A 12,483-nucleotide genomic window follows, 5' to 3' on the forward strand; every position below is an offset into this window, starting at 1 on the left:
GCCATGCCGAACGACATCCTCTCCATCAGCGCCCACTGCATCGATAATCCGGCCTGCATTTTCACGGGCAGCGACATGCGCATCGAGGTGGTCATCAAGAATATCGGCAATGGGGAAGTCGGCTATCCGCTCCAATACATGCAAGCGCGGGGGCCCAATATGCGCCTGATCGACAACGCGAGCGAACAAAGCCAGGTATTGAAGACGGGCCTGGCCAATCACGCGCTCAAGCGCGCCTTCACCCCCATCGCGCCGGGCCAGTCGATTGCGCTGCAAAGCGTCATCAAGCACACCGAGCTGCGCATGTTCCGTACGGAATTCGTCGACGTGACGGCCGAAATCGGCGTCTCGGCCGGCATCCAGACGGCGGGCAGCGAGGAAGCGCTGCCGTTCAAGGGCGGCGCCAGCCTGAAGATCATCGGCAGGGATACGCTCGAACGCGAGGCGCAGCGCCGTTAATCCGCTAGCGCACCCGCATGCAGCTGGCGCCAGAACGGCGCGGCGGGCCAGCGCTGCTCCCAACCGTAGTACTGCTGGCGCTGCGCCAGGTAATCGGCGTAGCGCTGCGCCACCGTCTGCGCCACCGCGTCCAGGGCGGCGTGGCCGGCGATGGCGCCAGCGGCCGCCATGCCATTGGCCAGCGCCTTGACGATGCCTTGCGAGGTGACGGGATCGTAGGCCGAGGCGGCGTCGCCGATGGCCAGCCAGCCGTCGCCATACAGTTGCTCGAGGCAGTAGGACGGCGCGGGAAAACTCTGCACGCCGCCTGCCAGCGGCACGGCGCCGCAGGCCAGCGCAGCCGTATTGGACGCGGCCGCCAGCCCTTCCAGCCAGTGCGCGGCATGCTGCAGGCGCCGCGCCTTGACGGTGGCCGCGTCGCTGTAGAACGCCAGCAGCAAGGTGGCGTCGGGCAGATGGGCGCCATACCACCAGCCATGTTCGACCGCTTCCAGGTGCGTCAGGCCGGAACGGGGGGCGTCGGGCGCGGCGAAGCGCATGGCCAGGCAGACCAGCGGCAGCGTTTCGACCTTGCGGCTGCCGCGCTGGCGCGCGAAGACGGCGCGCGTGCCGCTGGCGTCGACCACCACATCGGCATGGATGCTGGCCGGTCGCGGGTGCGCGAGATCGCCCAGCATCAATTCCAGGGTAAAACCGCCGCCTTGCGCCGGGGCCGACGCGACCAGGCTGGCGCGCAGCAGCACTTCCGCCCCGCGCAAGCGCGCCTGCTGCGCCAGGAAGCCATTGAAACGGGATCGCTCCAGATGCCAACCGTGGCCCAGCGGATGCAGCAGCGCGTCGTTGTAGCCGCGCTTGTCGCTGCCCCACCAGGAACAGCTGCCATGGCAAGGCGCATGCGCCTCGGCGAAAAAATCCTGCGCAATGCCCAGCGCGTGGAATAGCCGGTTGGCTTCGGGCGGAATGCTTTCGCCGATGCGAAATTGAGCGTAGTCGCCCGCCTCGATCACGAGCACGTCGTGCACGCCATGCTGCGCCAGCGCCAGCGCGCAGGCGCAGCCCGCCGGGCCGCCGCCGATGATGGCGACCCGGTAGCGCTGCCGCGATGGCCCTGCCGCACCGGGACTGTCTGCGGCCGCCATCAGGGCTTCGGTTTCGGCTGCGGCTTCGGCCGGTACACCTTGTCGATGGCCGTGTTGCGCCAATACTCGACCAGGTTGCTTTCATCGCTGTCGAACAGGCTTTCGACTTCCAGGTAGTAATCCTTGCAGATGGCCTTTTCGCCCGCCTTGCGCGCAATCGCCGTGCTTTGCACGACCACGCCGATGCGGTGCCAGTTCAGCAGGAACTGCGCGCGGTCCTGGTAGCGGCCCACATGCATGGCGGGCCGGTCGATTTCCGCATTTTCCGGGGTGGTCGACGGCACCCCATCGGCCCGCGTGCCCTTGCCGCGCACGGAATAGCGCGGCGTCGCCAATTCGCCGCCATTGGCGACGACGTCGTCATACGTGTACACGGCCACGGGCCGCTGCGCCGGCCAGGAGGAATACAGCAAGGTATTGTAGCCATTGCCATTGAGCGCCGTGGCCGCATCGATCGCCTGCTGGTTATTCAGTACCGTGCCGCCGGGATTCGGATCGGGCAAATGCGTGGCGCACGAGTTGTAATCGGTATGCCACGGCAAGGCCATGAACTTCGACACGTCGCCGGGCTGCAGCTCGCCGCCGCGCAGCGGCATGTAGCCGGCGCCGAGGAAAGGCTGGTCCCTGACGGCGGCCGCGTAATCGAGATGCTGGGCATTGAGGCGGAACGGGCCGCCAGCATCATGGCGCCGCCACGCCTGCCGGTACAGGCCGGGGTCGCGCACGATAAAACCCATCTCGATGCCGGGGCTGTAGCGGCCGCCCAGGCAGTTGAACAGGACTGTACGGTCGAGCGCTTCGCCCGCGCCCAGCAGGAAATCGCCGCTGTCGGCCACATAATGGCCATGCGCCCACTGGTCCATGAAAAAATACTGGGCCCGGGTCAGGGTCAGCAGGCTGCTGCCCGCATCGCCCAGCGACAGCGGCATTTGCGGCTTCAGCGACGGCGCACCCGTCTGGTCGGGATGGCGGATGAAATTCATGATCGGGTAGGTCAGGCCTTCCGCCTTCATCTTGCCCAGCAAGTCGTGCTCCTTGATCGCCCTGGCCGGCAAGCTGGTCGTCCAGCGCTGCAGCGACGCCGCGTGCAGGATGGGCTGGACATCGGTGCTGAAATTGCTCCGGTAGCCCGCCTGGTAGCGGCCGTCCGCATGGACGGCGGGCCGCAGCGCCATCTTTTCCAGCCAGGTGCAATACAGGTCGTCCCACAGCGATACGACGTTCGCCGTTTGCGGCGCGTACGACGGGTCGCTCGAGATCACCCAGGCGCCGCCCTCGACGCTGCGCGCCGTGCCGTCGGCAAAAAGCAGCATGGCCGTGACGGGACCATCGGCCACGTCATCGAACCAGTTGTCGTTGTTGACATTGTCGTGCAGGACGGCGGCGGCCGAATAATTGCCTTGCGCGTCGAAGCCGCAGGCCTTGCCATAGCCGCCCAGCACCAGCAATCGTCCATTCTTTTCCGTCGTGATGGCGCCCAGCGAGGCGATGATGGCGCCAGGGCCCTGCGCCGGCGCGCCAGGCTGCCCGCCGCGCGGGAACGACACGGGATAGTCGGGCAGGCTGCGCACGGCGCCGCTGGCCGCATCCGCGCACGACGGCGGCGTCGATGTGTCGAACTGCTGCACGCCCTGGCGCGAAGCCTGCACGGTGCGCGGTCCGGGATCGATGACCAGCAGCTTCAGGCGCAGCGGGTCGGCCGGCGTGCCGAAGTGCGGCGAGCCTGGCGTGCCGAAGGCCGGATTGCGCAGGGCTGGCGCGCGCTGGTTTTCAAACGGCGCCACGCCGTCCCCACCCTCCCAGCTATTGGCTTTCTTGTTGGCCAGGTGCACGGTCCAGACGATGTCCTTGACGATCTTGCCATCGACCATGCTGCCGATGGCCACTTCGGCCGCCCCGCCCCGCCGGCCCAGCGGGTAGCTTTCCACGCCGTCCGCCGCGTCGAACGCATATTGGTAAATCCGGAAGCGGGCCGCCTGCCGCTTGAGCTTTCCGCCGGCGTCGCGCAACTCGGTGCTGGCGATGGTCGTGTCTTCCGTGCCGGGCCGGATCGGCAAGCCTCCCGTGCCATCCTGGCCATCGAGCGGCATGCCGGCCAGGCTTTCCGGGCCCAGATAGTATTCTTCGCTGTTGCCGACGCGGGCGATGCCGATGGCCGGGTGAATTCTCAAACCTGTGTATGCCATGCTGAACTCCTGATCATCAAGGGTGTCTGTGCCGGTTGGCCTGAGAGTCACGGCTGCATGCCGTCCCTGACCCACTGGTCGAAGATATCGATGCCTTCCTGCGGCATCGGCCCGTCGGGCGGCATCGGATGCGGCGCGGACATGACATACTCGCCTTCCCGCCCTCCCGGCGCGCGCAGGCGGTGCCCGGCGTCCACCCGCCATTTTGCGTTGCGGCTGTCATAGTCGTAACCGTGGATGGCCACCTGGATTTGCCAGGCAAACGCCTTCACGCTCGCATAGTCATTCAGGTACAGCCGCTGCACGCCCGTCGACTCGGGGTTCGACAGCTTGATCTTGTTCATGTCGGCCACGTAGCGGGAAAACAGGCCCTGCACATCGCGCTTGAAGCTGGTCCGTTCGTTCATGGCTTGCTCTCCTCATACGTGGGTTCGGCAGGTTTGCGGCGGTCGACGACCTGGATCACGGGCGTGGAAAAATCGCCTTGCCGTATCAGGCCGCGGCCCTTGTCATTCGTGGTGATGGCCGCCGTGATGCGCCAGGCCTGCCTGCGCTTCTTGGGAACCAGGCTGTCGACGATGCCGGTGATATCCGTTTCGATGACATATTTATCATGCTGGTGGGCGCCGGACAGGGCCCAGTGGCTGGTGCTGGTGACCAGGTAGCGGTCGCGGAACGCCTTGTCGCCGATGCGCGCAGTCACCTTGGCGGGATACAGGTAGATATCGGCCTGAAAACTGTAGTCCTCGTCCGCATGCGCGCGGTCCAGCACCATGTTCGCCCGCTTGTCGCTGGCCACCCGCCGCGCCGGGATCGTGTAGGCGCTGGTGACGGTGAGGTCGGGCCTGGCGACCGCGCCATCGGCCGCATCGTCGCTGAGCAGGGCGGCGAACAGGCTTTTCTGGTTGTCGCCGAATACAAACCCCGCCTGCTGGTGCCGGTCGATCAAGGCCTGGATATCCTTCTTGCGGGCAAATTCGCCGCCATAGCGCGGCTGGAAGCCATAGCCTTGCCGGAGGGTGTCGAAGTACAGCACCGCCTGGCCCATGTTGGCCGTGTAGTCGCCCGAATCGCTGCGCTGGGCATCGCCGCTGCCGGCGCTCCAGCCGACGGGCCGTGTCAAGCTGGCGTCCTGCTCGCTGCGCATGAACGCCGTGCGCCCGCTGCCGCGTATGCCGGCGTCGCCATGCTCGTCCAGCCACTTCTCGAAACTGTAATCGAGGAAATTATGGAAGGCATAGAACAGCGGATCGAGGCCGGCCGTGACGTTGTCGCCCATATTGCCGCCCATGTAGGTGGCGTGCATGTGATTGTGGATCTTCGTCTCCAGATTGCCGCCGCCCAGGCTGCCGTATTCGTCGCCGCCAAAATCGGCCCAATCCATGTAGTAGATCTGGTAGGCCAGCAAGTTGGGGGAAGCCGTGGCCAGCGAGCTGTCGAGCCCCTCCCTCTTGCGCGTGGCATCGTACAGCGGCGAATCGACATCCTCGAAGGCTTTCGGATAGCGCACGCCGGAAGGCTTGCGGGTGAAGTTCCAGTACGGCAGCGCGACGTTGCGCGTGCTGGGGCCCCGTTCGCCGTTCGGGTCGGCCGCCTGCAGGGCTTGCTCATAAAAGTACAGCTGCGCCCGGTGCCATTGCAAAAAGGTGTTCTTCTGGTGCTCGCACTCGCCCGGGAATTCCTCGTGGGCATTGTCCTCGGTCGCCACCTTGTCGATGAAATAAGCAATGTCGCAGCTGTTGCGCGTCGGGTCGCCCAGCAACTGCTTCAGCCTGTCGCCGGGCAAGGCCGCCTGGCGGTCATTGAAGACGTCGACGGAGGTACAGTTATGCACCCAGGCTTGCCACAGGAAGCCGCGCCGGTCATACACGTTTTCCTGGCTCTTGCGTTTCATCTCGCTCACCGCATGCTTGAAGGCGTCAAGCTCGGCCGGGGTCAGCTCATCGATATTCTTGCGGTAGCGCACGACGCGCGCACCGCCCGGCTCCGCCTGGGCCTGCAATTCCGGGCGGCAAGATACGCCAGCCTGCGCCTGTACCGCGGTGCAGACACCCGCGCACAGCAAGCCGGCCAGGAGGGGAAGGATGGAAGTTTTCATGCGTAACATGGGCAGTTGCTCCAAAGACAGGTTGGGAAAGGCGGAAGCGCGCCGGACGCGCTGCCGCCAGGAACGGTCAGTGTCCGTGTCCGCCCGCGTCGCCGCCGCCCTTGCCATCCGGCAGTACCACCTTGACGTTTTGCATCATGCCCTGGTCTTCATGTTCGAGGATGTGGCAATGCAGCACGTATTCGCCGATGTAGCGCTGGTAACGCGTGGCGATCTCGATCTTGTGCTTTTCGATCACCAGCAAGGTGTCTTTCCACGTGCCGATCAGGTCCTTGTATTGCGCATCGACCGCGCCGCCGTCGGTGCGGCTAATGCCGATGATCTGGAAGGGGTTGACGTGGATATGGAAGGGGTGGCTGCCATTCTTCGAAGCGAGCTCCCAGATCTGCTCGGTGCCCAGCACCAGCGTGTGGTCGACGCGGTGCGGGTCATAGACATACTTCAGCTCGGGTATCGGCGAGTCTTCCGGCTTGCCTTCCACCATGAAGCGGGCCTTGCCGCCCAACTTGGCGATATTGAAGGTCACATACTCCTTCTTCTTGCCGCGCATCGCGTCCTTTGCCGCCGCGCTGAAGCCCGCATGCGGGACGAACTTGCCGAGCTTGAGACCATTCTCCAGGTCGCCAAGGATCGTGCTCTTGACGCTATCGGGCAACTGGGCGCCGGGCAGGCTCTGGACGGCATTGCGCAACTCGGCCAGCAGGAAATCGCGCGGCGATTCGCCCGACCTGACGCGTGCGGATGCCTTGGCGTTGGTCCTGGCGGCGATCACGCCGATCAGGCGCGTGTTGTTGACGTCATGCATCGTCGTCATGTTGTTGACGTTGGTTTCCGCATATACGCAATAGGCGCCGGCTTTCGGCAGCGAGAACAGGATATCGCTGCGGTAGCCCGGCTGCAGGTAGTTCAAGGTCTTGGGGATGATCCTGTCGTGCGTCAAGCCGTCGCTGGCCACCTCGAACTGCGTGACGTCCTCGCCATCGCATAGCTCCATCACGTCCTTGTCCTGGTTGGCCACGCCCAGCGCCTTGAACAGCTTTTGCGGATCGTTCGCGCGGCGGATGCGCAGCACCACGGTTGCCTGAAAACCCGTGTCGATCATGCGCCAGCGGTACAGGCGCTGCGTCTTCATCTTCAGCACCGGCTGCACCTTGCCGTTGACGGAGGTATAGCGGCCCGACTTCAGCCAGGCATTCGGATCGTTGACCTGACCGAAATCCTCCAGCACGCCTACCCCGTCCGTGGCGCACGGCGTCGTCGGCGTCAGGCTGTTGCTGGGGCAGTCATAGGGAATTTGCTGCAGCAGCATCACCTCGCCGGCGCTGCCGCTGCCGTCGTCGGGCTGGAATGGCTTCAGTATCACATCGAGGTCGCCATTCGCCGTGGCACTCGGATAACGGTCGCCTTCGACCACCAGCGCGCCAGCCATGCCGCTGGCGACCTGCATCGCCGTCGCGCCATGCTGGTGCGGGTGATACCAGAACGTGCCGGCCGGATGGTCGATGGGAATATTGTATTCGTACTCGAAATCCACGCCAGGCTTGATCGATATCAACACGTTGTCGCTATTGCCCGAGGGCGAGACCCACAGACCATGCGAGTGCAGATTGGTATCGTTGAAGCAGCCAAGCGGACGCGCTGCATTGATATCGCTCGTCGCGCACTGCTCGTCCGGCAGCGCCGGCAACTGGTTATGCAGCTTGAAGCGCACGGTTTGCCCCGGCGCCATCACCACGGTGGGCGCCATGAAGGTGGCCGCATTCTCGTCGCGTCCATCGAGCGCCAGGCCGTCCGTCTGCTGGTAGGAACGCAGGCGCACCTTGTCATGCTTGGCCGTGGTCGGGTTATAGATGCTGCCGTTGGCATAGCGGATGTACAGGTCGTACGCTTTCTCGTACTCGTCGCGCTTGCTCGCCGCGCGGTTGGCGGGCCTGGCGCGCGCCTTCAGCTTCGGCGGCTCCTGCAGCAGGCGCAGCTCGAGTTTGGGCACGGACTGCAGGTTCAGGTCGACATTCAGATTGACCGTGCTTTCCGCGGCGAAGGCGGCACTGCAAGCGAACGGCATGGCGGCCAGGCACAGCGACACATACCTGCGGGGAAGGCGGTGGGACATGACAACTCCTCGATTGGACTGGACAATGGAAGCATGGCGGGGCATGCGTATTTTTATTAATAACATTGCCATTATCCATAATGACAAAGAGTCAATACTCACACTAAGTCACTTGTTGTATTTATTGCTGAGGTAACTGGGGCCGACGGGCGAGCTGGCTGCTGGAGCCTGAGATGGGGGGACGGCGTTGGCCGCTGCGCGGCCAACGGCCCGCGCGGAGCGCGGTGGTTGGGCGATTCGGAGAGGGCTGGGCCGGCACGGCCCAGCCCTTCGAATTCCACCGTTCCGTCCAGACAAATAAAAAAGCCTCCCGCAGGGGAGGCTTTTTTATTTGATTCTGGCGGAGACGGTGGGATTCGAACCCACGATACAGGTATAAGCCGTATGCATCCTTAGCAGGGATGTGCCTTCGGCCACTCGGCCACGTCTCCTAGCTGATTACTCAACTATGTCTCTGTAGCTAACTGCGCTGCAGCGACGAACGTCATAATATCGATTGCCCCCCCTTTGGTCAAGGGCGTGGGGCAATATTTTTGGATATTTAAGCTTTTTCCAGCTCGAACGCTTTATGCAGCGCGCGCACGGCCAGTTCCATGTACTTTTCATCGATCAGCACGGAGATCTTGATCTCGGAAGTGGAGATCATCATGATGTTGATGCCCTCTTCCGACAAGGTGCGGAACATTTGCGATGCGACGCCGACATGACTGCGCATGCCCACGCCGACGACGGACAGTTTCGACACTTTCGCGTCGCCCGTGATGCTGGCCGCGCCCAGCGATTCGCGGTTCGCTTCCAGCACGGCCAACGCGCGCGTGTATTCACCGCGCGAGACGGTGAAGGTGAAGTCCGTTTTACCGTCTACCGACTGATTCTGTATGATCATGTCGACTTCGATGTTCGCGTCCGCTACCGGTCCCAGGATGTGGTACGCCACGCCTGGGCGGTCGGGCACGCCGAGCACGGTGATTTTGGCTTCATCGCGGTTGAAGGCGATGCCGGAGATGACTGCTTGTTCCATGTTTGTATCTTCCTCAAACGAAATCAGGGTGCCTGAATTGGCTTCTATTTCCAGCGGCAACATCGGGTCGGTCAGCGACGACAGCACGCGCGTGGGAACACGGTAGTTGCCGGCAAATTCCACCGAGCGCGTCTGCAGCACTTTGGAACCCAGCGAAGCCAGTTCCAGCATTTCTTCAAAGGTGATGGTCTTCAGGCGGCGCGCCTCGGAGACCACGCGCGGGTCGGTCGTGTAGACGCCGTCGACGTCCGTGAAGATCAGGCATTCGGCCGCCTGCATGGCGGCGGCGATCGCCACGGCCGAGGTGTCCGAACCGCCGCGGCCCAGGGTCGCGATGTTGTCGTGTTCGTCGACGCCCTGGAAACCGGTAATGATGACAATCTTGCCTGCATCGAGGTCGCGTTTGACTTTTTCGTCATCGATCGACTGGATGCGTGCCTTGGTAAAGGCGGAATCGGTCTTGATCGCGACCTGCCAGCCAGCATAGGATACGGCTTGTTTGCCGATCGCCAGCAGTGCCATCGACAATAGGCCGACGGACACTTGTTCGCCTGTCGAGGCGATCATGTCAAGTTCACGGGGATCGGGTTGATCCATGATTTCCTTGGCCAGTCCAATCAGGCGGTTGGTTTCGCCCGACATGGCGGATGGCACCACCACGATTTGATGCCCGGCGTCGTGCCACTTGGCAACGCGCTTGGCGACATTCTTGATACGGTCAGTCGAGCCCATCGACGTACCGCCATATTTGTGGACGATTAAAGCCATAAGAGTGAAGTTTCCGCTCAAGAAGAATAAAAAAGGAGGGCTTTACTCTACATGCCGCAATGCAAAATAACAAGCTAAAAAGCGCATTAGCTCATACCGATTGCGTATATGGAAATAACCAATCCATGCAGTCCAGCTGGCTTGAGCAGCCGCTTGGCAGCCACCCCGGGAGTGGCCGTGGCGGCTGCCCTTACGCTCAGCAGGAGACCCAGCGCAAGGCGACGCGGGGACGATCCAGCAGGCTCAGGCAATGGCAATCGAGGCCAATACCAGCCGCGAACAGCAATTGTTGCGCCGCACAGACAAGGGGCAGGCGTTCGCGCTCCCAGGCGGGCACGTCAAACGCCTGGTAATGGTATTTCAAGCTCTTGGTGGGACGGTTCAAGGCCAGCTTCAGGCGCTCGCCACCCTGGCGGAAATCGATCGTCAAGGTTTGAGATTGCAACCAGGCAATATCGATGCCCTGCCCGCCCTCGTCCACCGCATCGAAATGCAGCACGCCGCCATATGCGGGAAACGCCAGGCTGGCCTCGCCTTTCCATGCAAACTCCTGGCTGGCTTTTTCCAGGCCGGGAATGCCCGCATCGTCACGCTCGCGCATGCCGGCCAGGTCGTCGAGTTTCGGCGTCAGGTACAGACGGTCGCGGTGGCGCCGCACGTGGCATTCGGGATGCGTGACCAGCAATTGCGCATCGGGCCGCGCCTCCAGCAGCTGCGCCAGCATTTCCGCCAGCCACGCCGTCGACGGCATGCGCAAGCCGCGCGTGCCGAACCAGTGGCGCAGCAGGTTGTAGCAGCGGTCCGCGCTCAGCGCGCGCAATTTCGCCAGCTCGATGCAGTCGCCGTCGAGACAGGCGGCCAGGTCCTGCGTCGCCAGTTCCGTCAACAGGCGCTGCGCCGATTGCGCGTGCTGGGCGCTGCGGGCGAAGCGCTCCTGGAAACCGGGAAACGCCTGCGCCAGCACGGGCATCACCTGGTGCCGCAAGGCATTGCGGGCGAAGCGCGGATCGTCGTTCGACTCGTCGTGGATGTGCGCAATCGCGTGTTTCGCCACGTACGCCTCCAGTTGCCTGCGCGACACGGGCAGCAGCGGACGCGCCATCACCAGGTCAGGATTGCCCAGCAGCTCGGGCGCGCTGTTGGCGCCATCCATGCCGGACAAGCCCGCCGTGCCGGAGCCGCGCAGCAACTGCAGCAACACCGTTTCAGCCTGGTCATCCTGGTGGTGCGCCGTCAGCAGCAGGCGCACGCCGTGCGCGGCGCACAGTTCGCCCAGGGCCGCGTAACGGCGCTTGCGGGCCGCCTCTTCCGTGCCCGTCTTCGCATTCTTTTCCAGCGTGACCTTGCGTGCCTCGAAAGCGATGCCCATGCCGGCGCACAACTGCCCGCAGTGGGCCAGCCACGCATCCGCGTTCGGGCTCAGGCCATGGTGCACGTGGAACGCGTGCAGGGCCACGCCGTGCTCTTGCGCCCAGGCATGCGCCAGGTGCAGCAGGGCCGAGGAATCGAGGCCGCCGCTGAGGGCGATGCCGACCGCTTCGCCGGCTTGCGGTCCGCAAGTTGCCAGCGCGCTGGCGAAGATGTCGGCGACGGTGGCGTTTTGTTGCTTTTTCATAAGACTCCTGGAATGCAAAGAGGGACAGGTGGCCAAACGAGTAATGTCGCTTGACTGCCTGTCCCTGGTGTTCTTGCTGCCGGCCTGCGCCGGCGATGGTTTACTCGCTCGGCGTGGTTTCCTTGAACTTGCCGTAGCTCAGCAGTTTTTCATGGCGCGCGGCCAGCAAGTCCTTGGTTTTCATGCCGTGGAACTGGCGCAGGGTGTCGGCCAGTGCGCGTTTCAGCAAGGTCGCCATCTGTTTCGGATCGCGGTGGGCGCCGCCCAGCGGTTCGTTGATGATCTTGTCGATCAGGCCCATGGCTTTCAGGCGGTGCGCCGTCAGGCCCAGCGCTTCGGCCGCGTCGGAGGCGCGCTCGGCGCTCTTCCACAGGATCGAGGCGCAGCCTTCCGGCGAGATCACGGCATACGTCGAGTATTGCAGCATCAGCACGGCGTCGCCCACGGCGATGGCCAGCGCGCCGCCGGAACCGCCTTCACCGATGATGGTGGCGATCAGCGGCACCTTGAGTTCCGCCATCACGTACAGGTTGTGGCCGATGGCTTCCGACTGGCCGCGCTCTTCCGCGTCGATGCCGGGGAAGGCGCCTGGCGTGTCGACGAAGGTAAAGATAGGCAAGTTGAACTTTTCAGCCACTTTCATCAGGCGCATGGCCTTGCGGTAGCCTTCCGGCTTCGGCATGCCGAAATTGCGCATGGCGCGCTCTTTCGTGTCGCGGCCCTTTTGATGGCCGATGACCATGCACGGCTGGCCGTTGAAGCGGGCCAGGCCGCCGACGACGGACAGGTCGTCCGCGTAGCTGCGGTCGCCATGCAATTCGTGGAAATCGGTAAAGATTTCATTCACGTAATCCATGGTGTAGGGGCGCTGCGGGTGGCGCGCGATCTGCGCCACTTGCCAAGGGGTCAGCTTGGCGTAGATATCCTTGGTCAGTTGCTGGCTCTTCTTGGCCAGGCGGTCGATCTCTTCCGAGATGTCGACGGCCGAATCGTCTTGCACGAAGCGCAACTCTTCGATCTTGGAATCGAGTTCCGCGATCGGCTGTTCAAAATTGAGGAAAGTCGTTTTAGTCAT

Annotated in this window: 9 protein-coding genes and 1 tRNA gene; 1 reads left to right on the forward strand and 9 read right to left on the reverse strand. The window is 63.5% G+C overall.

What is annotated here, in order from left to right:
• Positions 1-3 precede the first annotated feature (3 nt).
• Complete coding sequence (locus NCG91_RS27015) at positions 4-459, forward strand: hypothetical protein (protein WP_099664668.1); 456 nt, start codon at positions 4-6, stop codon at positions 457-459.
• Here NCG91_RS27015 and NCG91_RS27020 read toward each other — a convergent pair.
• The 9 genes from NCG91_RS27020 to NCG91_RS27060 all read right to left on the reverse strand — a co-directional run bounded on the left by NCG91_RS27020 (position 456) and on the right by NCG91_RS27060 (position 12,483).
• On the reverse strand, positions 456-1,598 hold the full coding sequence (locus NCG91_RS27020) for an FAD-dependent oxidoreductase (protein WP_251351920.1): 1,143 nt from the start codon (positions 1,596-1,598) through the stop codon (positions 456-458). The genes NCG91_RS27015 and NCG91_RS27020 overlap by 4 nt on opposite strands.
• Positions 1,598-3,784: a LodA/GoxA family CTQ-dependent oxidase gene (locus NCG91_RS27025; protein ID WP_251351921.1), complete on the reverse strand. Its 2,187-nt coding sequence runs from the start codon at positions 3,782-3,784 to the stop codon at positions 1,598-1,600. The genes NCG91_RS27020 and NCG91_RS27025 overlap by 1 nt, the downstream gene beginning before the upstream one ends.
• A 47-nt stretch (positions 3,785-3,831) precedes the next feature.
• On the reverse strand, positions 3,832-4,191 hold the full coding sequence (locus NCG91_RS27030) for a hypothetical protein (RefSeq protein ID WP_251351922.1): 360 nt from the start codon (positions 4,189-4,191) through the stop codon (positions 3,832-3,834).
• On the reverse strand, positions 4,188-5,891 hold the full coding sequence (locus NCG91_RS27035) for a tyrosinase family protein (RefSeq protein ID WP_251351923.1): 1,704 nt from the start codon (positions 5,889-5,891) through the stop codon (positions 4,188-4,190). Before NCG91_RS27035 ends, NCG91_RS27030 begins: the two co-directional genes overlap by 4 nt.
• A 67-nt stretch (positions 5,892-5,958) precedes the next feature.
• A complete protein-coding gene (locus NCG91_RS27040; protein WP_251351924.1) occupies positions 5,959-8,004 on the reverse strand; it encodes a multicopper oxidase family protein in 2,046 nt (681 codons plus the stop codon).
• Between the two features lie 338 nt (positions 8,005-8,342).
• Positions 8,343-8,435: transfer RNA gene (locus NCG91_RS27045), tRNA-Ser, on the reverse strand.
• Positions 8,436-8,545: 110 nt separating this feature from the next.
• Positions 8,546-9,793 carry an aspartate kinase gene (locus NCG91_RS27050; protein ID WP_099664679.1) on the reverse strand — a complete coding sequence of 416 codons (1,248 nt, stop codon included), beginning with the start codon at positions 9,791-9,793 and terminating at the stop codon, positions 8,546-8,548.
• A 196-nt stretch (positions 9,794-9,989) separates the two neighbouring features.
• A complete protein-coding gene (gene tilS, locus NCG91_RS27055; RefSeq protein ID WP_251351925.1) occupies positions 9,990-11,408 on the reverse strand; it encodes a tRNA lysidine(34) synthetase TilS in 1,419 nt (472 codons plus the stop codon).
• Between the two features lie 100 nt (positions 11,409-11,508).
• Complete coding sequence (locus NCG91_RS27060) at positions 11,509-12,483, reverse strand: acetyl-CoA carboxylase carboxyltransferase subunit alpha (protein ID WP_034756951.1); 975 nt, start codon at positions 12,481-12,483, stop codon at positions 11,509-11,511.

It is taken from the genome of Janthinobacterium kumbetense (assembly GCF_023703445.1).
GTDB lineage: Bacteria > Pseudomonadota > Gammaproteobacteria > Burkholderiales > Burkholderiaceae_D > Janthinobacterium > Janthinobacterium kumbetense.

Excerpts from the sequence above, each read along its gene's own strand:
- tilS (WP_251351925.1), bottom strand. The coding sequence starts at position 11,408 with ATGAAAAAGCAACAAAACGCCACCGTCGCCGACATCTTCGCCAGCGCG.
- NCG91_RS27020 (WP_251351920.1), bottom strand. The coding sequence starts at position 1,598 with ATGGCGGCCGCAGACAGTCCCGGTGCGGCAGGGCCATCGCGGCAGCGC.
- NCG91_RS27025 (WP_251351921.1), bottom strand. The coding sequence starts at position 3,784 with ATGGCATACACAGGTTTGAGAATTCACCCGGCCATCGGCATCGCCCGC.
- NCG91_RS27030 (WP_251351922.1), bottom strand. The coding sequence starts at position 4,191 with ATGAACGAACGGACCAGCTTCAAGCGCGATGTGCAGGGCCTGTTTTCC.
- NCG91_RS27035 (WP_251351923.1), bottom strand. The coding sequence starts at position 5,891 with ATGTTACGCATGAAAACTTCCATCCTTCCCCTCCTGGCCGGCTTGCTG.
- NCG91_RS27015 (WP_099664668.1), top strand. The coding sequence starts at position 4 with ATGCCGAACGACATCCTCTCCATCAGCGCCCACTGCATCGATAATCCG.
- NCG91_RS27060 (WP_034756951.1), bottom strand. The coding sequence starts at position 12,483 with ATGACTAAAACGACTTTCCTCAATTTTGAACAGCCGATCGCGGAACTC.
- NCG91_RS27040 (WP_251351924.1), bottom strand. The coding sequence starts at position 8,004 with ATGTCCCACCGCCTTCCCCGCAGGTATGTGTCGCTGTGCCTGGCCGCC.
- NCG91_RS27050 (WP_099664679.1), bottom strand. The coding sequence starts at position 9,793 with ATGGCTTTAATCGTCCACAAATATGGCGGTACGTCGATGGGCTCGACT.